This is a genomic window from Serratia sp. CY55921 (assembly GCF_052167655.1).
Lineage (GTDB): Bacteria > Pseudomonadota > Gammaproteobacteria > Enterobacterales > Enterobacteriaceae > Serratia > Serratia ureilytica.
In genome coordinates, this window is record NZ_JBJNMU010000001.1 from 155,073 (window position 1) to 176,503 (window position 21,431).

Here is a 21,431-nt window from a genome sequence, read left to right on the forward strand (position 1 = left end):
GAAAAGACAACATGTGCGGTATTGTCGGTATCGCCGGTTTTATGCCGGTAAACCAGTCGATTTATGATGCGCTGACGGTGCTTCAGCACCGTGGCCAAGATGCCGCAGGCATCGTCACCATTGACGCCCACAACGGGTTCCGTTTGCGTAAAGCCAACGGCCTGGTGAAGGATGTATTTGAGGCGCGCCATATGCAACGCTTGCAGGGCAACATGGGCATTGGCCATGTGCGTTACCCGACGGCCGGCAGCTCGAGCGCCTCTGAGGCCCAGCCTTTCTACGTCAACTCGCCGTTCGGCATTACGCTGGCCCACAACGGCAACCTGACCAATGCCCATGAGCTGCGCCAAAAGTTGTTCGAAAGCGGCCGCCGCCATGTCAACACCACCTCCGACTCGGAAATCCTGCTGAACGTGCTGGCCAGCGAGCTGGATCGCTTCCCGCATTATCCGCTGGAGGCCGACAACATCTTTACCGCGGTTGCCGCCATGCATCAGCAACTGCGTGGCGCTTACGCCTGCGTGGCGATGATTATCGGCCACGGCCTGCTGGCGTTCCGCGACCCGTACGGCATTCGTCCGCTGGTGATCGGCAAACGCACGCTGGAAGATGGCCGCAGCGAGTATATGGTGGCTTCCGAGAGCGTGGCGCTGGATACCCTGGGCTTTGAATTCCTGCGCGACGTGGCGCCGGGCGAAGCGGTGTACATCACCACCAAAGGCCAGCTGTTCACCCGCCAGTGCGCAGAGAATCCGAAAACCAATCCGTGCCTGTTCGAATACGTCTATTTCGCGCGCCCGGACTCCTTTATGGACAAGATCTCGGTCTACAGCGCCCGCGTACGCATGGGCCAGAAGCTGGGCGAGAAGATTGCCCGCGAATGGGAAGATCTGGACATCGACGTGGTGATCCCGATTCCGGAAACCTCCTGCGACATCGCGTTGGAGATCGCGCGCATTCTCGACAAACCCTACCGCCAGGGCTTTGTGAAGAACCGCTACGTCGGCCGCACCTTCATCATGCCGGGCCAGCAGGCGCGTCGTCAGTCGGTGCGCCGCAAGCTGAACGCCAACCGCGCCGAGTTCCGCGACAAGAACGTGCTGCTGGTGGATGATTCCATCGTGCGCGGCACGACCTCAGAGCAGATCGTCGAGATGGCGCGCGAAGCGGGCGCCAAGCGCGTGTACCTGGCTTCCGCCGCGCCGGAAGTGCGTTTCCCTAACGTCTACGGCATCGACATGCCGAGCGCCAACGAACTGATCGCCCACGGGCGCGAAGTGGATGAAATCCGCCAAATCATCGGCGCCGATGGGCTGATCTTCCAGGACCTCGACGATCTGATCGAAGCGGTGCGTGAAGAAAACCCGGACATCACCCAGTTCGAATGCTCGGTATTCAACGGCATCTACGTGACCAAAGACGTCGATCAAAGCTATCTGGAATACCTGGAGTCGCTGCGCAACGACGACGCCAAGGCGCTGCGGGGACAAACCGAAGCGGAAAATCTGGAACTGCATAACGAAGGCTAACCGCCTGCGTTGATCCATCAGGGGGCATCGCCGCGTCTGCGGCGGTGCGCCTTGCTCCTGTGAACTTGCTTATCCCTCGCCATTGCGGCAAAGTCTGCCTGATCTTATTTTTTACTTTTTTACGGCAGAGGCCATTCTTCATGAAACGACTCATCATCGGCATTTCCGGCGCCAGCGGCGCGATCTACGGCGTGCGCCTGTTGCAGGTCTTGCGCGACGTCGCAGAGGTGGAAACCCATCTGGTGATGAGCAACGCTGCAAGGCAGACGCTGGCGCTGGAAACGCCGTACAGTCTGCGTGAAGTGCAGGCGCTGGCCGATGTGGTTCACGATGCGCGCGATATCGCCGCCGCCATCTCTTCCGGTTCCTTCAAAACCCTGGGCATGGCGATTTTGCCTTGTTCAGTCAAAACGCTGTCCGGCATCGTCAACAGCTACAGCGACGGACTGCTGACCCGCGCCGCCGACGTGGTGCTGAAAGAACGCCGCCGCCTGGTATTGTGCGTGCGTGAAACGCCGTTGCACCTTGGGCACCTGCGGCTGATGACGCAGGCGGTGGAAATGGGCGCGGTGATCATGCCCCCGGTGCCGGCGTTTTATCACCAGCCGAAAAGCGTGGAAGACATCATCGATCAGACCGTCAATCGGGTGATCGATCAGTTTGATATCGAATTGCCGGCCGATCTGTTCACCCGTTGGCAGGGTGCTGATTAACATTTTTATCCCCAAATTGGTACATTTGTGCAACACCGCACTGAATTAGGGCGGCGCATGCACCATAATGATCCCACTTCATCACGTTCACTGTTTCATGGCGCCGTCCTGTCGCGGCTGCCAGTGGCGCGGCCCCGAGCGGCCGATTTAATTTTGCGGTTATCGTCCCAGGAAACAGTATTGTGAAGGCCGGAGCCGTTCCCTCCGCCCGTAGCACCTAATGTGGCACGATTACTGCAAATTGATTTGGTGGGGAAAAGTAATGCCCGTAGTGGCATCAAAAAAATCAATTTGAGGGTAATTTATGAAAAAGCTGGTTAAGGTTCTTCCTTTAGTCTTGGCTTTGGCGGCCGCAAACAGCGCATTCGCCGCTATCCCATCGACATTGAAGATTGGCACCGATCCGACTTATGCGCCGTTTGAATCCAAAAACGCCAAAGGCGAGCTGGTCGGCTTCGATATCGATTTGGCCAAAGAGCTGTGCAAACGCATAAATACCCAATGCACCTTCGTGGAGAGCGACTTTGACGCGCTGATCCCATCCCTCAAGGCGAAAAAGATCGACGCTATCATCTCTTCGCTGTCCATCACCGAAAAACGCCAGCAGGAAATCGCCTTTACCGACAAGCTGTATGCCGCCAACGCCCGCCTGATCGCGCCGAAGGGGTCTAAGCTGTTGCCTACCGTGGATGCGTTGAAAGGCAAGAGCGTGGGTGTGCTGCAGGGCACGACCCAGGAAGCCTACGCCAACGCCATGTGGCAGCCGAAGGGCGTCACCGTGGTGCCTTATCAGAACCAGGATCTGGTCTACGCCGATCTGGCCTCCGGGCGCATCGACGCCGCCTTCCAGGATGAAGTGGCGGGCAGCGATGGCTTCCTGAAACAGCCGCCGGGCAAAGACTATGCGTTCGCCGGCGAATCGGTGAAGGATGACAAATTCTTTGGCGTCGGCACCGGCATGGGGCTGCGCAAAACCGATACCGAGCTGAAAGCGGCGCTGGACAAAGCCTTCGCCGAGATGCGCAAAGACGGCACCTACGATAAATACGCGAAAAAGTACTTCGACTTCGACGTCTACGGCGGCTAATCCGCTAACCGTTCCATGCTGTGACTGCGGGGCCGGTGCGCCGGCTCCGATGGTTCGGATCCTAGACGACAGGGTGAAGTAGATGCTGCAAGGCTATTCCCAACTGATTTTCGAGGGGGCTCTGGTGACGCTGGAGTTGGCCCTCAGTTCCGTATTGTTGGCGGTGGTGATCGGGTTGATCGGCGCCGGCGGCAAACTCTCCCACAACCCCCTTATTTCCGGCCTGTTCGGCGCTTACACCACGCTGATCCGCGGCGTGCCCGATCTGGTGCTGATGCTGCTGATTTTTTATGGCCTGCAAATCGCCTTGAACAACATCACCACGCTGCTCGGTTTCTCGCAGATCGATATTGACCCGCTCGGCGCCGGCATCATTACCCTCGGCTTTATTTACGGCGCGTACTTTACCGAAACCTTCCGCGGCGCCTACTTGGCGGTGCCGAAAGGGCAGATTGAGGCGGCGACGGCCTACGGCTTCAGCGGCGCGCAGATCTTTCGGCGCATTTTGTTCCCGGCGATGATGCGCTTCGCCTTGCCGGGCATCGGCAACAACTGGCAGGTGATCCTGAAGGCAACGGCGCTGGTGTCTATCCTTGGCCTGAACGACGTGGTGAAAGCCACGCAGTTGGCGGGGAAAGGCACCTATCAGCCGTTCTTCTTCGCCATCGTAGCCGGCGTGGTTTACCTGATTTTCACTACCGTTTCCAACGGCGTGCTGTTGTGGCTTGAACGGCGTTACTCACTGGGCGTCAAGAGGGCCGAGCTATGATCGAGATTTTGCAACAGTATTGGCAGTCGCTGCTGTGGAGCGATGGCTACCGTTTCACCGGCGTGGCGGTCACGCTGTGGCTGCTGATCGCCTCCGTGGTGATGGGCGGGTTGCTGGCGATCCCGATGGCGGTGGCGCGCGTCTCTTCCCTTCGCTGGGTGCGTTTCCCGGTGTGGCTCTACACCTACGTGTTTCGCGGCACGCCGCTGTACGTGCAGTTGCTGGTGTTCTACTCCGGCATGTACAGCCTGGAAATCGTGCGCGGCAGCGAGTTTCTCAACGCGTTTTTCCGCAGCGGGCTCAACTGCACCATCCTGGCGCTGACGCTCAACACCTGCGCGTATACCACCGAGATCTTCGCCGGGGCGATCCGCTCGGTGCCGCACGGTGAAATCGAGGCCGCCAACGCTTACGGTTTCTCGCGCTTCAAGATGTATCGCTGCATCATTTTGCCTTCGGCGCTGCGCACCGCGCTGCCGGCCTACAGCAACGAAGTGATCCTGATGCTGCACTCCACCGCGCTGGCGTTTACCGCCACCGTGCCGGACCTGCTGAAGATTGCGCGCGACATCAATGCCGCGACCTATCAGCCGTTTTACGCTTTCGGCATTGCGGCGGTGTTGTACCTGATCATCTCCTACGTGTTAATCAGCCTGTTCCGCAAAGCTGAAAAACGCTGGATGGCACACGTTAGTCACTGATAAATGACGGGAAGAAAAACCATGTCTGAGAATAAATTAGCCGTCACGGAACTGCACAAACGCTATGGCGATCACGAGGTGCTGAAGGGCGTCTCGCTGGCGGCCAACGCCGGGGATGTGATCAGCATCATCGGCTCCTCCGGCTCCGGCAAAAGCACCTTTCTGCGCTGCATCAACTTCCTCGAGAAGCCGAGCGAAGGCTCGATCAGCCTGAACAACGAAGATATTCGCATGGTGCGCGACAAGGACGGCCAGCTGAAGGTATTCGACAAGAAGCAGCTGCAGCTGCTGCGCACCCGCCTGACCATGGTGTTCCAGCATTTTAACCTGTGGAGCCATATGACGGTGCTGGAGAACGTGATGGAGGCGCCGGTGCAGGTGCTGGGGCTGAGCAAGGCCGACGCGCACGAGCGCGCGGTGCGCTACCTGGATAAAGTGGGCATAGACGAGCGGGCGCGCGGCAAGTACCCGGTGCACCTGTCGGGCGGCCAGCAGCAGCGCGTCTCCATTGCCCGCGCATTGGCGATGGAGCCGGAGGTGCTGCTGTTTGACGAACCGACGTCGGCGCTGGATCCCGAGTTGGTGGGCGAGGTGCTGCGCATCATGCAGAAGCTGGCGGAGGAGGGAAAAACCATGGTGGTGGTGACGCACGAAATGGAATTTGCGCGCCACGTTTCGAACCACGTGATCTTCCTGCACAAAGGGTTGATCGAAGAGCAGGGCCCGCCGGCCGAGCTGTTCGGCAATCCCAAAAGCCCGCGCCTGCAGCAGTTCCTGTCCGGCGCGTTGAAGTAACCTCAGATCAGCGGGCTTCGGCCCGCTGATTGACAACGTCATCCAATGCCTGTTCCAGCTCCAGATAACGGAAGTGGAAACCGGCCTCTTCCAGGCGCTTCGGCACCGCCCGCTGGCCGCCGAGCACCAGCACCGCCGCTTCCCCCATCAACAGCCGCATGACGAACGCCGGCACCCGCAGAAACGCCGGGCGATCGAGCACGTTGGCCAATTGGGCGGCGAATTGCTCGTTGTGCACCGGGTAGGGAGCGACCATGTTGAACGGGCCGGTCAGGGTGGCGTGATCCAGCAGATAAATAATGCCGTTGACCATGTCTTCGAGGTGGATCCACGGCAGGTATTGGCGACCGTCGCCGATCGGGCCGCCGAGCCCGAAGCGGAACGGCGGCAGCATTTTGGCCAGCGCGCCGCCCTGTGGCGCCAGCACCACACCGGTGCGCAGCAGGCAGATGCGGGTGGCGTCGCTTTGCGCCTGCAGCGCCAGCGCTTCCCAGCGTTGACACAGCTGGTGGGTGAATTCGTCGTGCGGCGGCTCCTCTTCGGTCACCACCGCCTGCCCCTGATCGCCGTAGTAGCCGACGGCGGAACCGGAAATCAGCACGCCGGGGGGCGTGCTGCCGGCCTTGATCAGCTTCGCCAAGCGTTCGGTCAGATCCCAGCGGCTGCGGCACAGCCGCTCTTTCTGCTGCGCGCTCCAGCGCTTGTCGGCGATAGGTTCGCCGGCCAGGTTGATCACCGCGTCAAATTCATCCAGCGATTGCCGGTCGTCCAGCGTTCGCCAATAGCTCGGCCGGTCGCCCAGCCGGGCTCGGGCTCGCCGTTCGTCTCGGGTCAGCACCGTAATGTGGTAAGAAAGCGCCAGCAGTCTTGCCGTCAGGCTGCTGCCTATCAATCCCGTTGCGCCGGTGATCAGGATCCGCATGGTCGACCTCCCTGAATTAGTCCCGGCGGTAGCTCATGGTCATGGAAACCGAGTCGGCGTAGCGCAGGGCCAGAAGTTTATCTATCTCCACTTCAGCATAGGTCACCCAGGCGTGTTCTTTTACGATATCGAGCACATCCTGCGTTAATTTTTCCAGCAACGCGAAACGGTTATCTTCCACATGGCGGATGATCGCTTTGGTGATGGTGCGGTAGTTGAGCGCATCGGCGATATCTTCGCTGTTGCGCGCCTTGTCCGCCGGGTAGTGGATCACCACGTTGATCAGGACGTCCTGTCGGTTGTTGATTTCCTCTTCCTTGATACCGATGAACGTGCGCAGCCGCAGATTTTTAATGCGAATAACGGCGTCGGGTTGACTGAAAGACATCAGAGATTCTCCATAGGTCTGATTATTAGCGTTCAGAATACACGGAAAGTAGGGAAATGATAACGCAGGGACAATGTGACTCCCCGGCCGACGGGGAGTCGGGGGAGGCACTTAGGCTTGTTCGGCCAGTTTGTAGGCGCGCTCGGTCGCCGGGCGATTGCTGATGCGCTCGAACCAGTTGCGCACCGCCGGGTAATCCGCCAGATCGATGCGCTGGCGCGGATGCGACACGACCCACGGGTAGGTGGCGATATCGGCGATGCTGTAGTTATCGCCGCCCAGGTACGGGTGTTTTTGCAGTTCAGCTTCCAGCACGCCGTACAGCCGCTTGGTCTCCAGATGGTAACGCTCGATGGCGTAAGGCACCGGCTGCGGCGCGTAGTGGTTAAAGTGGTGATTCTGCCCGAGCATCGGCCCGAATCCGGCCACTTGCCAGAACAGCCACTGCAGGGTAGCGGCGCGTTCGCGCAGGCCCTTGCTCAGCAGCTTGCCGGTCTTCTCCGCCAGATACAGCAGGATTTCCCCGGATTCGAACAGGCTGATCGGCGCGCCGCCGTCCACCGGTTGCTGATCGACGATCGCCGGGATTTTGTTGTTGGGAGAAATGCTCAGAAAGTCCGGCTTGAACTGCTCGCCGGCGCTGATGTTTACGCGATGGATACGGTAGGGTAAGCCGACCTCTTCCAAAAACAAGGTGATCTTGTGACCATTGGGAGTAGGCGCGTAATACAGGTCAATCATGTTGCCTCCTGCGGTAAGGTGATCTGTAATTCATTACACGTTGCTGCGGTCTTCGCCGCGCACAAAGGTATATCAGAGATCCAACAATAGCAGCTAAGGATAGCAGGCTATGTGGGATTCGTCCGATGCTATCTGCGCAGTTGGATCACAATTCTCCACCGGGGCGGGCGGCGGTTTGCCGCACGGCGCCGGCGCGGTAAAATGGCGCTTATTTCCCTCTATAGGACAAGGTTATGAAGCTGATGTTCGCCTCGGATATCCACGGTTCGCTGCCGGCTACCGAACGCGTGCTGGAATTGTTCGCACAACACGGCGCCGACTGGTTGATTCTTCTGGGTGATTTGCTGAATCACGGCCCGCGCAACGCGCTGCCCGCCGGGTATCAGCCCGCTCAGGTTGCCGAACGATTGAATCGCTATAGCGACAAGATCATCGCCGTTCGCGGCAATTGCGACAGCGAGGTCGATCAGATGCTGCTGACGTTTCCCATCGAGGCGCCCTGGCAACAGGTTTTACTGCAAAAAAGACGATTGTTTTTGACCCACGGTCACCTTTATCATCCCTCGGCACTGCCGCCGTTATCCTGCGGTGACGTCTTGGCCTATGGCCATACGCATCTGCCGCAGGCGGAGCGGCAGGGTGAGATCTATTGCTTCAATCCGGGCTCGGTCAGCATCCCGAAAGGGGGCTTTCCCGCCAGCTACGGCATGTTGGAAAGCGGCACTTTGCGCGTGCTGACGCTCGACGACGGCAAGGTCGTCGCGGAGGTGGCGTTAACACGCTAAACGCACTAATTTATACACACACAATAAAAATCTTTGAAAAACACTCATTGATTAACCAGCGCGCGGGATTGCATCGCGCCAAAATAGAAGGTTTTAGAGGATGGCGGAACAGGGTCAGGCTGCAGATACCGAGTGGGTTGATATCGTCGACGAGCAAAACGAGGTGATTGCTCAATCCAGTCGTCAACAGATGCGGGCGGAGCGGCTGCGTCATCGTGCTACCTATATTGTGGTGCATGATGGGATGGGAAAAATTCTGGTGCAGCGTCGCACCGAGATCAAGGACTTCTACCCGGGCTGGCTGGACGCGACGGCGGGCGGCGTAGTGCAAAGCGGTGAAAACGTGCTGGATTCGGCGCGCCGCGAGGCGGAAGAGGAGCTGGGCATCGCCGGCGTGCCTTTCGCCGAGCACGGTCTGTTCTACTTCGAGGAAGAGCAGTGCCGGGTGTGGGGGGCGCTGTTCAGCTGCGTATCGCACGGGCCGTTCGCGCTGCAGGAAGAAGAAGTGGCCGAGGTGTGCTGGCTGACGCCGGAAGAGATCACCGCCCGCTGCGACGAGTTTACCCCGGATTCGCTGAAGGCGCTGTCGCTGTGGCTGACGCGCAACAATGAACAGGATTACGGCAAGCCGCTCGACAATCACTGAGCCGCCTGCGCATGGAAAAGCCGGTCATCGACCGGCTTTTTTTACGGGCGGATTCAGCAGCTGTCGCGGCGGCACAGCGTGGCGGGCAGGGAGCCTGGCGGCTGCCAGGGATGCTCGTTCAGCCGCGCCAGCAGCGCCTGGCCGGCCTGAATGCCGATATCGCGATGCGGAATGGTCATGGTGGTCAGCGGCGGCTGGCACACCCGGCTGAACTCGCTGTTGCCGAAGCCCACCACCGCCAGATTATCCGGCACCTTGATGCGCCGCCGCTGGCATTCATACAGCACGCCGCCCGCCAGTTCGTCCGACGCGCACACCAGCGCGTCCAGCTCCGGCCAGGCCAGCAAAAATTCCGGCAGCTGCTGCGCGCCGGTGCTGAAGCTGGCGGGCTGCGCGGCGTTGATGACCCGATGCGGCGACATATGGTTGCGCAGCAGCGCCTTGTGCCAGCCCTGCAGGTGCTGCTGGAAAATCCACTGCTCCTGATTGGCGCACAGCAGCCCGATATTCTGGTAACCGCTGGCGATCACCGTTTGCGTCAGCTGATACATGGCCGCCACGTAATCGATGCCGATGCTCATGTCGATCGGATCGGCGCGTACGGCGCCGATCTCCACCACCGGAATGTTGGCGGCGATCAACGCGTTGCGGGCATTTTGCGAATGCTCGACGCTGAGCAGCACCGCCGCCGCCAGGTTGTAAGAGAGCAGCGTCTCCAGCAGTTTCTCCTCGCGTTCCAGGTGGTGCTGCGACTCCGCCAGCATGATGTGATAGCCGGCGGGCTGCAGCACTTTCTGCAGGCCGGCGAACATCTCGGCGCAGCCGGATTCGGACAGGCTGGGCACCACCATGGCGATGGTGTAGGACGAGGCCGAGGCCAGCGAGCTGGCGGCCAGGTTGGGCAGATAGCCCAGCTCGTTTACCGCCGCGTCTATCTTCTCGCGCAGTTTGTCCGAAACCTGTTCCGGCGTGCGCAGCGCGCGCGACACCGTCATGGTGCCGACGCCCGCCAGCTGCGCTACGTCAGCCAACGTCACCCTGCCTGTGCTGCGGCGTTTTTTACCGATCGACATGCCTAATCCCGACTGAAATGCGCGCGCGGCGCATAAAGATTGTGATGGTGGGAAGCCGACGGCGCGGCTTCGACGATCCCAGTATGCGGCACATTCTACCCCGTAACCCGGAAGAGCGAGAAAAAATTGTGGTTAACGCCGCGCCGCGGCATGGCGTTTTGATAGCGCTATCACAGTTCTGCATGATAGCGCTTTGGTAGCGCTATCTTTGTGATGCCAATCACTGTGCAGCCGAGAGGGGTTGATTAAAGTTTTACCGTCGTCGGTGAATTAATCACCGGCCGAAACCATCAACGCTTGGGAGGGTAACGTGCTGAAAGAATGGCTGACCGCCGATCATATACAGCTGTGCGAACGGGTGGAGGACTGGCGCCAGGCGGTAACGCTGAGCGCGCAACCGCTGCTGCAACGCGGCGTGATTACGCCGAATTACCTGACGGCCATCTTTCATCAGCAGGAGCAGCTTGGCCCCTACTTCGTCCTGGCGCCGGGCATCGCCATGCCGCACGCGCGGCCGGAGCAGGGCGCCAACGCGCTGGGGCTGTCGCTGTTGAAGATCCACCAGGGCGTGAATTTTCATTCTGCGGATAACGATCCGGTTCAGGTGGTGGTGATGCTTTCCGCACCCGACGGCAACAGTCACATTGAAATGATTTCGCAGTTGGCGGAATTATTTTCCGATAACACGGCGATGGAGGCGTTATTTCACGCCACAGATAAACGGCAAATTGAGGATATTATCGCCCGCTATTAACGTTTAATCACCAGGAACATTATTAATGCCCATAACGCCGGGAATATTCCCGGCGGCGCTACCCTACACGCTAAATTCAACAGGTGGATATCATGAAAATCATGGCGATTTGCGGTTCAGGCCTCGGCAGCAGCTTTATGGTGGAAATGAACATTAAAAAGGTGCTGAAAAAGATGGGGGTGGAGGCCGAGGTCGAACACTCCGATCTGTCGTCCGCCACTCCCGGCGCCGCCGACGTGTTCGTGATGGCGAAAGACATCGCCGACAGCGCCAGCGTACCGGCCGAGCAGCTGGTGGTGATCAGCAACATCATCGACATTAATGAGCTGGAAGCCAAGCTGCGCGCTTACTTCGAAGCCCACTCAATCATCTGAATAAAACGATTGGCGAGGTGGATATGTTTATCCAGGAAACGCTTAAGTTTGTGGTGGATATATTAAAGGTGCCTTCGGTACTGGTCGGGCTTATTGCGCTGATCGGTTTGCTGGCGCAAAAGAAATCATTTTCCGACGTGGTGAAAGGCACGGTAAAAACCATTCTCGGCTTTATCGTTTTGGGCGGCGGCGCCACGGTATTGGTCGGGTCGCTCAATCCGCTGGGCGGCATGTTCGAACACGCGTTTAATATTCAGGGCATCATTCCGAATAACGAAGCCATCGTCTCCATCGCGTTGGAGAAATACGGTGCTTCCACCGCGCTGATCATGGCGTTCGGCATGGTGGCGAATATCGTGGTGGCGCGCTTTACCCGATTGAAATACATCTTCCTCACCGGCCACCACACCTTCTACATGGCCTGCATGATCGGCATCATCCTGACGGTGGCGGGCTTCGAGGGCGTACAGCTGGTGTTCACCGGCGCGCTGACCCTGGGGCTGGTGATGGCGTTCTTCCCGGCGATCGCCCAACGCTATATGCGCCGCATCACCGGCAACGACGATATCGCCTTCGGCCACTTCGGCACCCTGGGCTATGTGCTGTCCGGTTGGATCGGCTCGAGAGTGGGGAAAAACTCGCGCTCGACCGAAGAGATGAACCTGCCGAAAAACCTCAGTTTCCTGCGCGACAGCTCCATTTCGATCTCGATGACCATGATTGTCATCTACCTGATCCTGGCGATCTGCGCCGGGCGGGCCTATGTGGAAAGCGAGCTCAGCGGCGGCCAGAACTACCTGGTGTATTCGATTATCCAGGCTATCACCTTCGCCGCCGGGGTATTCATTATCCTGCAGGGCGTGCGCTTGATTCTGGCAGAGATCGTGCCGGCGTTCACCGGCTTCTCGGAAAAACTGGTGCCTAACGCGCGGCCGGCGCTGGATTGCCCGGTGGTTTACCCCTATGCCCCCAACGCGGTGCTGATCGGCTTCCTGTTCAGCTTCCTCGGCGGGTTGGCCGGGCTGTTCCTGCTGGGGCAACTGAAGATGGTGTTGATCCTGCCCGGCGTAGTGCCGCATTTCTTCACCGGCGCTACCGCCGGGGTGTTCGGCAACGCCACCGGCGGGCGGCGCGGTGCGATGCTGGGCGCTTTCGCCAATGGTCTGCTGATCACCTTCCTGCCGGTGCTGCTGTTGCCGGTACTGGGGGCGCTGGGCTTTGCCAACACCACCTTCTCCGACGCCGACTTCGGCGCGATCGGCATCCTGCTGGGCAACATGGCGCGCTTTATGTCGAAGGAGATGATCATGCTGGCGATTGTCGCCGTGTTTGCGCTGCTGGTGGCGCATAACTTCCTGGGAAAACGCAAAGGCGCGCCGGCCGCTGACCGCGTCGAGAAATAACGAGGGCAGAGTGATGAACGACACAACGAGCGAAATGGAAATTGAAGAGCTGCGCGCCCTGGCGCGCGCCATCCGCCTGGAAACATTGAAGGCGTTGACCGGGCTGGGGTTTGGCCACTACGGCGGCTGTATGTCGGTGGTCGAGACGCTGGCGGTATTGTACGGCGGCGTGATGCGCATCGATCCGGCGGATCCGGACTGGCCGGAGCGCGATGACTTCGTGCTGTCGAAGGGGCACGCCGGCCCGGCGCTGTACAGCACGCTGGCGATCAAGGGCTACTTCCCGCTGGCGGAGTTGCAAACCCTCAATCAGAACGGCACGCGCCTGCCGAGCCATCCGGACCGGCTGCGCACGCGCGGCGTGGACGCCACTACCGGCTCGCTGGGGCAGGGTGTGTCGATCGCCGCCGGCATGGCGCTGTCCCATCGGCTGGCGGGGCGCCGCAATCGGGTGTTCAGCATCCTCGGCGACGGTGAACTGAACGAAGGGCAGTGCTGGGAGGCGTTCCAGTTTATCGCCCACCACAATCTGAACAACCTGACGCTGTTTATCGATTACAACAAACAGCAGCTGGACGGCGCGCTGGACGAGGTGATCCAACCGTTCGATCTGGCCGCCAAGTTCCGCGCTTTCGGCTTTGAGGTGCAGACCATCAAGGGCGACGACATTGCGGCGCTGCTGGCGGCGGTGAGGCCGGCGCGCGGCGGAGAACAGCGGCCGCTGGCGATCGTGCTCGACAGCATCAAGGGACAGGGGGTGACCTATTTGGAAAACCTGTCGAACTCACACCACCTGCGCCTGACGCCGGACGTGCAGCAGGAGATTGAAAAAGCCATCGCCGAACTGGAGGCCGCCCATGTTTAACGTAGTGACGCAGTTGGAAAACGACGCCGTCGAAATGCGCAAAGTCTATGCCGGCGCGGTGCGGCGGCAGATTGAAGCGGGCGCGCCGATCATCGCGCTGGAGGCGGATCTGATGAGCTCCATGGCGATGGACGGCGTGCATAAGGATCACCCGCAGCACGTGATTAACTGCGGCATCATGGAGGCTAACGTGATCGGCGTCGCCGCCGGGCTGTCGCTGACCGGCCGGGTGCCGTTCGTGCACACCTTTACCGCCTTCGCCAGCCGCCGCTGTTTCGATCAGCTGTTCATGTCGCTGGATTATCAGCGCAACAACGTCAAGGTGATCGCTTCCGACGCCGGGGTGAGCGCCTGCCACAACGGCGGCACCCACATGTCGTTCGAGGATATGGGCATCGTGCGCGGGCTGGCGCACTCGGTGGTGCTGGAAGTGACCGACGCCACCATGTTCGCCGACATTCTGCGCCAGCTGATGGATCTGCGCGGCTTCTACTGGGTGCGCACCATCCGCAAGCAGGCGACGCGCATCTACCAGGACGGCTCGCGCTTTACCATCGGCAAGGGCAACCTGCTGCGCGACGGCGACGATATCACGTTGATCGCCAACGGCATCATGGTGGCGGAGGCGCTGAAGGCGGCGGAGATGCTGGCGCGGCAGGGCGTCAGCGCGGCGGTGATCGATATGTTCACCCTCAAGCCTATTGACCGTGAACTGATCAAAACCTACGCGGCCAAGACCGGACGCATCGTCACCTGTGAAAACCACAGCATTCATAACGGGCTGGGGTCGGCGGTGGCGGAGGTATTGGCGGAGGAATGCCCGACGCCGATGCGGCGCGTGGGGGTGAAGGAGCGTTACGGCCAGGTGGGCACCCAGGCGTTTTTACAGCAGGAGTACGGCCTGACCGCCGAGCACATTCTGGAGGCTGCCGGGCAGCTGCTGCAAAAATAGTTCTCGAGTCAATAACAACTGCTGTAACGAATGAGGTCTGGTGCTCTGGACAAAGCACATAGCTTCCTGCCCAGTATCTGAGTCATGACTCACGCGTTATCAACTGAGAAGCCCCTTAGGGGGCTTTTTGTTTTTAATGGATAATAGATGGCCAATGCTTAGGTAAAAAGAGATAATAAAAATAGTATAATAAATACAATTAGTTATATTCATGGAGTGAATAATGATAACAGCAAGAGGCTCGTTCAGAAGGCTGACGCTAGGCGAGATCACGCTATCCCGTTCTACGCTCATCATGATGATGTTGCTCAGTGGCTGTATGCTTGAAAAGCAACGTTTTTACACTGCGGATATTACGCTGAGGGGAAATGATCTCTGTTTCTCTTTACCGCAAACCGACCCAACACAGAGTGGCAGGGTCAGTCTGGTCAGTATCGCTATTGAACACCGGTTGGGTAGCCAAACGCATGAACTCTGGCGTAGGACCATTCTACCGCCGAAGCCCGTTGAGACGATTACGCCCGGCCAATGTATCCCATACTCGTTCAAGGCATTTGAGAGCAATGTGCCATATACCGTGGCAATCAGTACCGTAGATCCTCAGGATGCAGATTCCAAACGTTTCTGGCAGCGCAGTTTCTCGCTGAAAATCAGTGACGGCCAGATTTCGCAGGTTATTGCCAGCGCGAAGTAATAAAGCCAGAGAAGGGATGAATGAGATGACTGGGGCAGCAATGTGTGTGAAGCGGGGTGATTGGTATAACGCTTGAGAAGGAATTGATTATGCAACTCGGCATGGTTACTAAATGGGCTCATCGGCTATTGACGACGGTTTTGTTGGTTATTGTCGTTGGCTTTGCGGGGTATTGGTATGCCACCCGCGATACTTATGACGATAAGCTCTACAGCAAAAAGCAGTTGACCGACGAGATTTGGCTCTATGTCACCGAGTACCAGAATGCGGGGGCCACCGACACGGATGTGTATCGTTACTATTTGAACGGAAGCCTGGATGGCGACCCTATCAACGTGCTGAGTCAAAGCGCGCCAATTTTGACGGCGGATCGGGCTGATGCAACTATCCGCGGCGAGGGCAACCGCGTCACCATCAATTTTTCCGGGAAGGTGTATTCCTTTACGAATTCGGCATTTTTCTATGCCACGAACAGCCAAATCCCCATCATGCCTACCATTGATTTTTCTGCACGGGGCGTCAGCGCCTGGCGATGATGGTGGGTGCTGCGGATTTGGCGGGTATTGTCTAAAACAGCATCATCACCAAGAATATCAGGCATAAAAAAGCCAGTCAGGATTACCTGACTGGCTTTTTTTAACGGTTTATTACGCCTTGGCGGCGGCAGCGTCAGCCTGGGAAGACTGGATCGCCGTCAGCGCGACGGTGTAGACGATATCGTCAACCAGTGCGCCGCGCGACAGGTCGTTCACCGGCTTGCGCATGCCTTGCAGCATCGGGCCGATGGAAACCAGGTCAGCGGAGCGCTGTACCGCTTTGTAGGTGGTGTTGCCGGTGTTCAAATCCGGGAAGATGAACACGGTCGCCTGGCCGGCCACCGGTGAGTTCGGCGCCTTGGACTTGGCAACGTCGGCCATGATGGCGGCGTCGTACTGCAGCGGGCCGTCGATGATCAAATCCGGGCGTTTTTCCTGCGCCAGACGGGTCGCTTCGCGCACTTTCTCTACGTCGCTGCCCGCACCGGAGTTGCCGGTGGAGTAGGAGATCATCGCAACGCGCGGCTCGATGCCGAAGGCCGCGGCGGAATCCGCAGACTGGATGGCGATTTCAGACAGCTGCTCGGCGGTCGGATCCGGGTTGATCGCGCAGTCGCCGTAGACCAGTACCTGGTCAGGCAGCAGCATGAAGAACACGGAGGAGACCAGCGAGCTGCCCGGTGCGGTTTTGATCAGCTGCAACGGCGGACGGATGGTGTTGGCGGTGGTGTGAACCGCACCGGAGACCAGGCCGTCGACTTCGCCTTGTTCCAGCATCAGGGTGCCGAGCACCACGTTGTCTTCCAGCTGCTCGCGCGCGACCACTTCGGTCATGCCCTTGCTCTTACGCAGTTCAACCAGACGCGGCACGTAGTTTTCACGCACGGCGACCGGATCGACGATTTCGATGCCTTTGCCCAGCTCAACGCCTTGCGCCGCCGCGACGCGCTGGATCTCGTCCGGGTTGCCGAGCAGCACGCATTCCGCGATGCCGCGTTCGGCGCAGATGGCCGCCGCTTTCACGGTGCGCGGCTCATCGCCTTCCGGCAGCACGATGCGCTTGCCGGCTTTACGCGCCAGCTCGGTCAGCTCGTAACGGAACGCCGGTGGAGACAGGCGGCGTGAACGCTCGGAGGTGGCGGTCAGCGAATCGATCCACTCGGTGCTGATGTGGCTGGCCACGTAGTTCTGCACTTTCTCGATGCGCTGGTGGTCGTCCGCCGGCACTTCGAGGTTGAAGCTCTGCAGGCTCAGCGAGGTCTGCCAGGTGTTGGTGTCGACCATGAACACCGGCAGGCCGGTCTGGAAGGCGCGTTCGCACAGCTTCTTGATCGGCTCGTCGATGGCGTAGCCGCCGGTCAGCAGGATGGCGCCGATTTCCACGCCGTTCATCGCCGCCAGGCAGGCGGAGACCAGTACGTCAGGACGGTCTGCGGAGGTCACCAGCAGGGAGCCAGGGCGGAAGTGTTCCAGCATGTGCGGGATGCTGCGCGCACAGAAGGTCACGGACTTCACGCGGCGGGTCATGATGTCGCCTTCGTTGACCACGCGGGCCTTCAGGTGGCGAGCCATGTCGATGGCGCGGGTGGCGATCAGATCGAAGCTCCACGGCACGCAGCCCAGAACCGGCAGCGGGCTGTTGGCGAACAGCTGCGCAGGATCGACGTGGGCGATGCTGGCCTTGGTGGAGTCGTCGAAGATTTCGGACAGGTCAGGACGGGTGCGGCCCTGATCGTCGACCGGCGCGTTCAGCTTGTTGATGATAACGCCGGTGATGTTTTTGTTCTTGCTGCCGCCGAAGCTGGTGCGCGCCAGTTCGATGCGCTCTTTCAGCTGCGCCGGGGAGTCGTTGCCCAGCGCCAGCACGAAGACGATCTCGGCGTTCAGGGTTTTGGCGATCTCGTAGTTCAGCGCGTTGGCGAACTGATGCTTGCGGGTCGGCACCAGGCCTTCGATCAGCACCACTTCCGCGTCTTTGGTGTTCTCGTGGTAGCGCGCCACGATCTCTTCCATCAGCACGTCTTGCTGGTTGGAGCTCAGCAGGCCCTCAACGTAGTCCATGCGCAGCGGTTCGGCCGCCGGAATGGTGGAGTTGCTGCGGATGATGGTGGTGGTCTGGTCGAGTGCGTTGTCGCCGGTGCGCGGTTGAGCGATAGGTTTGAACACGCTCAGACGAACGCCTTTTTGCTCCATGGAGCGGATGACACCCAGGCTGACGCTGGTCAGGCCGACGCTGGTGCCGGTGGGGATCAACATAATAGTACGTGACACAGAATAGTCCTCTTCACGATTAACATGAGGCTAAAACAACACCGTCAGCCTGGGCTGACGGTGTTTTGAGAGCATTACGCGGTCAGGCGGGATGCGTCCTGCGCGATGACCAACTCTTCGTTGGTCGGGATCACCAGCGCCAGGCGGCTGCCGTCTTTGGTGATGGCGCCGGATTTGCCGAAGCGAGCGGCCATGTTGCGGTCGTGGTCGATTTCGAAGCCCAGCAGGCCCAGTTTGTTCAGGGTCAGCTCACGCACCATGCCGGCGTTCTCGCCGATGCCGCCGGTGAAGATCACCGCGTCCAGACGGCCTTCCATCAGCGCGCTGTAGGCGCCGACGTATTTGGCCAGACGGTGGCAGAACACGTCCATGGCGCGTTTGGCGTCGGCTTTGCTGTCGTAGTTGTCTTCAACGTAACGGCAGTCGCTGGTGACTTCGGTCAGGCCCAGCAGGCCGGATTCTTTGGTCAGCATCTTGTTGATCTGATCAACGCTCATGCCCAGAGAATCGTGCAGGTGGAAGATGATAGCCGGATCGATGTCACCGCTGCGGGTGCCCATTACCAGGCCTTCCAGCGGGGTCAGACCCATGGAGGTGTCAACGCACTGGCCGTTGCGCACTGCGGTGACGGAGCCGCCGTTGCCCAGGTGGCAAGTGATCACGTTCACTTCTTCTACCGGCTTGTTCAGCATCTTCGCGGCTTCTTGAGTCACGTAGAAGTGGCTGGTGCCGTGTGCGCCGTAACGGCGAACGCCGTGGTCGCGGTACAGGCTGTACGGCAGGGCGTACAGGTAAGATTCTTCCGGCATGGTCTGGTGGAACGCGGTGTCGAACACGGCAACGTTCTTGTCAGCCAAGTGAGGGAAGGATTTCAGCGCTTCCGCGATGCCGATCAGGTGAGCCGGGTTGTGCAGTGGTGCAAACGGCACGGAATCTTTGATACCCTGCAGAACTTCGTCGTTGATCACGGCGGAAGCGGTAAACTTCTCGCCGCCGTGCACGATGCGGTGGCCGATAGCGGTCAGCTGCGCAGAAAGCTCTGGTTTTTGTGCCAGAATAGTATTAACAATGAAGTTCAGCGCTTCGCTGTGTGCAGCGCCGGCCCCCAGGGCAGCTTCGTGTTTGGCGCCGTCCATTTTCCACTTGATGCGAGCTTCAGGCAGGTGGAAACACTCGGCCAAACCGGAGAGGAATTCGTCGCCGTTAACGGCATCGATGATGGCGAATTTCAGAGAAGAACTGCCGCAGTTAAGAACCAGTACTAGCTTACTCGACATGGAAGTACCTACTTAAATAGTCGTGTTGTTAAAAGAAAATCGAACACACGTGGTGAATTAATCGTCAATCAGACAACAAGCGTAGCGCATAGTGCCGATGACATTTATGATTAACATCATGTGAAGTGCACAAATCACAGGATGATGGAAAAACCGATGATTTCTCTGCGGTTTAAATAATCTTGATTTTTATAGGGCTAAAAGTTGACAAAATTTACGTCATCTTCTACCGGCCACAAGGCCGGCTTAGGATACCGATAGCCCGGTGCAAACACAAAATAAATTTAAAGCTTCAAATTTTTTAGTATGGGCTCTGGCAGCACGCTTTTAGTTTCTTTACGTGACGTTGAGGTACGCAATGACGAGCAAACCGTCCGGTTCCGTAAGCTGGTTTCAGGTCTTCCAGCGCGGGCAGCATTATATGAAAACCTGGCCGTCAGACAAACGTCTGGCACCGGTCTTTCCGGAGAACCGCGTTGCGCGTGCCACCCGTTTCGCTATCCGTTTCATGCCGCCGTTGGCGATTTTCACGCTGACCTGGCAGATCGCGCTGGGCGGCCAGCTCGGCCCGGCGATCGCCACCGCGCTGTTCGCCTGCAGCCTGCCGATGCAGGGCTTGTGGTGGCTGGGGCGCCGTTCTGTTACGCCGCTGCCGCCGACGCTGCTGCAATGGTTCCATGAGGTGCGCAACAAGCTGACGGAAGCCGGGCAGGCGGTGGCGCCGCTCGAGGGCACGCCCACCTATCAGACGTTGGCCGATCTGCTTAAGCGCGCCTTCAAGCAGTTGGATAAAACCTTCCTCGACGATCTGTAAATGAAAAAGGCCGCGCTGATGCGGCCTTTCTCGTCAAAGCGCCAATAACCCCGGTTTAAATCAAAGAACGGTCGAGTTGTGATTTCCTGCGTTCTTGCGCTGTGCGATGCTCCCGCCATCATACAGAAATGAGGAAATCCTGATGGAAATGACCCATGCCCAGCGCCTGATCCTGTCGAATCAGTACAAGATGATGACGCTACTCGATCCGGACAACAGCGATCGTTATCGCCGGTTGCAAACCATCGTCGAACGCGGCTTCGGCTTGCAAATGCGCGAGCTGGATCGTGACTTTGGTGAACTGAGCGAAGAGGTATGCCGCACCATCATCAACGTGATGGAGATGCACCATGCGCTGCAGGTTTCCTGGGGCAATCTGAAAGAGAAACAGGGGCTGGACGAGCGCCGCCTGGCGTTTCTCGGCTTCGACGCCGCCACCGAGGCGCGCTACCTGAGCTATGTGCGTTTCCTGGTCAACACCGAGGGGCGCTATACTCACTTCGATTCCGGCAGCCACGGTTTCAACGCCCAGACCAAAATGTGGGAAAAATACCAGCGTATGCTGGCGATCTGGCTGGCCTGCCCGCGCCAGTATCACTTGAGCGCCGTTGAGATAGCGCAAATCATCAATGCTTGATTAAAAAGAGGTTTTCTGTGGAGTGTAAGGGTTTTCTGTTCGATCTTGATGGCACCCTGGTGGATTCGCTGCCGGCGGTAGAGCGCGCCTGGACGCACTGGGCCGAGCGTCGCGGCGTCGATCCGCAAGCGGTGCTGGACTTCATTCACGGTAAACAGGCCATTACTTCTCTGCGCCACTTTATGCCGGGTGAAAGCGAAGCGGAAATTCAGCGCGAGTTCCAACTGCTGGAGCAGGTGGAAGCGCAGGATACCGAAGGCGTTCGCGCGCTGCCGGGCGCCATCGCGTTGTTGGAGCGCCTGAACGCGCTCGGCATCCCTTGGGCGATCGTCACCTCCGGTTCGGTGCCGGTGGCCGGCGCTCGCCGCCAGGCCGGCGGTTTGCCGCAGCCGGCGGTGTTCATCACCGCCGAGCAGGTTAAACACGGCAAGCCTCAGCCCGATGCCTACCTGCTGGGCGCCGAACGTCTGGGGCTGGCGCCGCACGAGTGCGTGGTGGTTGAAGACGCGCCGGCCGGCATCCTCTCCGGCCTGGCGGCGGGCTGTCAGGTGATCGCGGTCAACGCGCCGGCGGATGCGCCGAAGCTGGAGCAGGTCGACCTGCGGCTGGATTCGCTGGCGCAGATCGCTGTCGATAAAACGGCGCAGGGCGCGATCGTTCGTCGGCTGGCCTGAGCGGCATTATCTTCACCCTAATTGATTAGAC

General features: G+C 59.2%; 24 protein-coding genes. 18 read left to right on the plus strand and 6 right to left on the minus strand.

Annotation, left to right across the window (positions count from 1 at the left end; all coding sequences use genetic code 11):
• Nucleotides 1-11 precede the first annotated feature (11 nt).
• The 6 genes from purF to hisP all read left to right on the plus strand — a co-directional run bounded on the left by purF (nt 12) and on the right by hisP (nt 5,594).
• Nucleotides 12-1,529, plus strand: coding sequence for an amidophosphoribosyltransferase (gene purF, locus ACJ8M3_RS00810; protein WP_033632500.1), 1,518 nt, complete (start codon nt 12-14; stop codon nt 1,527-1,529).
• A gap of 140 nt (nt 1,530-1,669) precedes the next feature.
• On the plus strand, nt 1,670-2,242 hold the full coding sequence (locus tag ACJ8M3_RS00815; RefSeq protein ID WP_033643877.1) for a UbiX family flavin prenyltransferase: 573 nt from the start codon (nt 1,670-1,672) through the stop codon (nt 2,240-2,242).
• Nucleotides 2,243-2,546: 304 nt separating this feature from the next.
• The gene (hisJ, locus tag ACJ8M3_RS00820; protein WP_033643876.1) at nt 2,547-3,329 is read left to right on the plus strand and encodes a histidine ABC transporter substrate-binding protein HisJ; all 783 of its coding nucleotides are present in this window, start codon (nt 2,547-2,549) and stop codon (nt 3,327-3,329) included.
• 82 nt (nt 3,330-3,411) lie between these two features.
• Nucleotides 3,412-4,098, plus strand: a complete 687-nt coding sequence (locus ACJ8M3_RS00825; RefSeq protein WP_033635345.1) for a histidine ABC transporter permease HisQ — start codon at nt 3,412-3,414, stop codon at nt 4,096-4,098.
• Nucleotides 4,095-4,799, plus strand: a complete 705-nt coding sequence (locus tag ACJ8M3_RS00830; protein ID WP_033643875.1) for an ABC transporter permease — start codon at nt 4,095-4,097, stop codon at nt 4,797-4,799. Before ACJ8M3_RS00825 ends, ACJ8M3_RS00830 begins: the two co-directional genes overlap by 4 nt.
• A 21-nt stretch (nt 4,800-4,820) precedes the next feature.
• Nucleotides 4,821-5,594 carry a histidine ABC transporter ATP-binding protein HisP gene (hisP, locus tag ACJ8M3_RS00835; RefSeq protein ID WP_004936098.1) on the plus strand — a complete coding sequence of 258 codons (774 nt, stop codon included), beginning with the start codon at nt 4,821-4,823 and terminating at the stop codon, nt 5,592-5,594.
• A gap of 7 nt (nt 5,595-5,601) precedes the next feature.
• On the opposite strand, the gene ACJ8M3_RS00840 is transcribed toward hisP, so the two are convergent.
• The 3 genes from ACJ8M3_RS00840 to yfcG all read right to left on the minus strand — a co-directional run bounded on the left by ACJ8M3_RS00840 (nt 5,602) and on the right by yfcG (nt 7,645).
• A complete protein-coding gene (locus ACJ8M3_RS00840; protein WP_089197267.1) occupies nt 5,602-6,516 on the minus strand; it encodes a TIGR01777 family oxidoreductase in 915 nt (304 codons plus the stop codon).
• Nucleotides 6,517-6,532: 16 nt separating this feature from the next.
• Nucleotides 6,533-6,904, minus strand: a complete 372-nt coding sequence (gene folX, locus ACJ8M3_RS00845) for a dihydroneopterin triphosphate 2'-epimerase (RefSeq protein ID WP_025303682.1) — start codon at nt 6,902-6,904, stop codon at nt 6,533-6,535.
• A gap of 111 nt (nt 6,905-7,015) precedes the next feature.
• The gene (yfcG, locus tag ACJ8M3_RS00850; protein ID WP_016926886.1) at nt 7,016-7,645 is read right to left on the minus strand and encodes a GSH-dependent disulfide bond oxidoreductase; all 630 of its coding nucleotides are present in this window, start codon (nt 7,643-7,645) and stop codon (nt 7,016-7,018) included.
• Between the two features lie 233 nt (nt 7,646-7,878).
• Here yfcG and yfcE point away from each other — a divergent pair, with 233 nt between their 5' ends.
• Both yfcE and yfcD read left to right on the plus strand, forming a co-directional pair.
• A complete protein-coding gene (gene yfcE, locus ACJ8M3_RS00855; protein WP_033643871.1) occupies nt 7,879-8,430 on the plus strand; it encodes a phosphodiesterase in 552 nt (183 codons plus the stop codon).
• 100 nt (nt 8,431-8,530) lie between these two features.
• Nucleotides 8,531-9,076 carry an NUDIX hydrolase YfcD gene (yfcD, locus tag ACJ8M3_RS00860; RefSeq protein ID WP_004936086.1) on the plus strand — a complete coding sequence of 182 codons (546 nt, stop codon included), beginning with the start codon at nt 8,531-8,533 and terminating at the stop codon, nt 9,074-9,076.
• A gap of 53 nt (nt 9,077-9,129) precedes the next feature.
• Here yfcD and ACJ8M3_RS00865 read toward each other — a convergent pair whose 3' ends face one another.
• On the minus strand, nt 9,130-10,149 hold the full coding sequence (locus ACJ8M3_RS00865; RefSeq protein WP_033651947.1) for a LacI family DNA-binding transcriptional regulator: 1,020 nt from the start codon (nt 10,147-10,149) through the stop codon (nt 9,130-9,132).
• Between the two features lie 310 nt (nt 10,150-10,459).
• On the opposite strand from ACJ8M3_RS00865, the gene ACJ8M3_RS00870 reads away from it, so the two are divergent.
• The 7 genes from ACJ8M3_RS00870 to ACJ8M3_RS00900 all read left to right on the plus strand — a co-directional run bounded on the left by ACJ8M3_RS00870 (nt 10,460) and on the right by ACJ8M3_RS00900 (nt 15,727).
• Complete coding sequence (locus ACJ8M3_RS00870) at nt 10,460-10,903, plus strand: PTS sugar transporter subunit IIA (protein ID WP_033643869.1); 444 nt, start codon at nt 10,460-10,462, stop codon at nt 10,901-10,903.
• Between the two features lie 92 nt (nt 10,904-10,995).
• Nucleotides 10,996-11,277 carry a PTS sugar transporter subunit IIB gene (locus ACJ8M3_RS00875; RefSeq protein ID WP_025303676.1) on the plus strand — a complete coding sequence of 94 codons (282 nt, stop codon included), beginning with the start codon at nt 10,996-10,998 and terminating at the stop codon, nt 11,275-11,277.
• 23 nt (nt 11,278-11,300) lie between these two features.
• Nucleotides 11,301-12,680: a PTS ascorbate transporter subunit IIC gene (locus ACJ8M3_RS00880; RefSeq protein ID WP_046687550.1), complete on the plus strand. Its 1,380-nt coding sequence runs from the start codon at nt 11,301-11,303 to the stop codon at nt 12,678-12,680.
• A 13-nt stretch (nt 12,681-12,693) separates the two neighbouring features.
• The gene (locus tag ACJ8M3_RS00885; protein WP_180336639.1) at nt 12,694-13,545 is read left to right on the plus strand and encodes a transketolase; all 852 of its coding nucleotides are present in this window, start codon (nt 12,694-12,696) and stop codon (nt 13,543-13,545) included.
• Entirely contained in the window at nt 13,538-14,497 is a 960-nt protein-coding gene (locus ACJ8M3_RS00890; RefSeq protein ID WP_042785104.1) for a transketolase family protein, read from the plus strand. Before ACJ8M3_RS00885 ends, ACJ8M3_RS00890 begins: the two co-directional genes overlap by 8 nt.
• Nucleotides 14,498-14,720: 223 nt before the next feature.
• The gene (locus ACJ8M3_RS00895) at nt 14,721-15,191 is read left to right on the plus strand and encodes a putative T6SS immunity periplasmic lipoprotein (protein WP_229597901.1); all 471 of its coding nucleotides are present in this window, start codon (nt 14,721-14,723) and stop codon (nt 15,189-15,191) included.
• Between the two features lie 89 nt (nt 15,192-15,280).
• The gene (locus tag ACJ8M3_RS00900; RefSeq protein ID WP_046687549.1) at nt 15,281-15,727 is read left to right on the plus strand and encodes a hypothetical protein; all 447 of its coding nucleotides are present in this window, start codon (nt 15,281-15,283) and stop codon (nt 15,725-15,727) included.
• A gap of 111 nt (nt 15,728-15,838) precedes the next feature.
• Here the strand turns inward: ACJ8M3_RS00900 and pta are convergent, their stop codons facing one another.
• Together pta and ackA are read right to left on the minus strand one after the other, a co-directional pair.
• Nucleotides 15,839-17,998: a phosphate acetyltransferase gene (gene pta / locus ACJ8M3_RS00905; protein WP_004936066.1), complete on the minus strand. Its 2,160-nt coding sequence runs from the start codon at nt 17,996-17,998 to the stop codon at nt 15,839-15,841.
• Between the two features lie 74 nt (nt 17,999-18,072).
• On the minus strand, nt 18,073-19,275 hold the full coding sequence (gene ackA, locus ACJ8M3_RS00910; RefSeq protein WP_004936063.1) for an acetate kinase: 1,203 nt from the start codon (nt 19,273-19,275) through the stop codon (nt 18,073-18,075).
• 358 nt (nt 19,276-19,633) lie between these two features.
• On the opposite strand from ackA, the gene yfbV reads away from it, so the two are divergent.
• From yfbV to ACJ8M3_RS00925, 3 genes are all read left to right on the plus strand, one after another.
• Nucleotides 19,634-20,089 (plus strand): terminus macrodomain insulation protein YfbV, encoded by a 456-nt coding sequence (gene yfbV, locus ACJ8M3_RS00915; protein ID WP_004936061.1) that lies wholly within the window; start codon nt 19,634-19,636, stop codon nt 20,087-20,089.
• Between the two features lie 142 nt (nt 20,090-20,231).
• On the plus strand, nt 20,232-20,726 hold the full coding sequence (locus ACJ8M3_RS00920; protein WP_033643864.1) for a YfbU family protein: 495 nt from the start codon (nt 20,232-20,234) through the stop codon (nt 20,724-20,726).
• 17 nt (nt 20,727-20,743) lie between these two features.
• Complete coding sequence (locus ACJ8M3_RS00925) at nt 20,744-21,400, plus strand: sugar phosphatase (RefSeq protein WP_089197266.1); 657 nt, start codon at nt 20,744-20,746, stop codon at nt 21,398-21,400.
• Nucleotides 21,401-21,431: the final 31 nt, after the last annotated feature.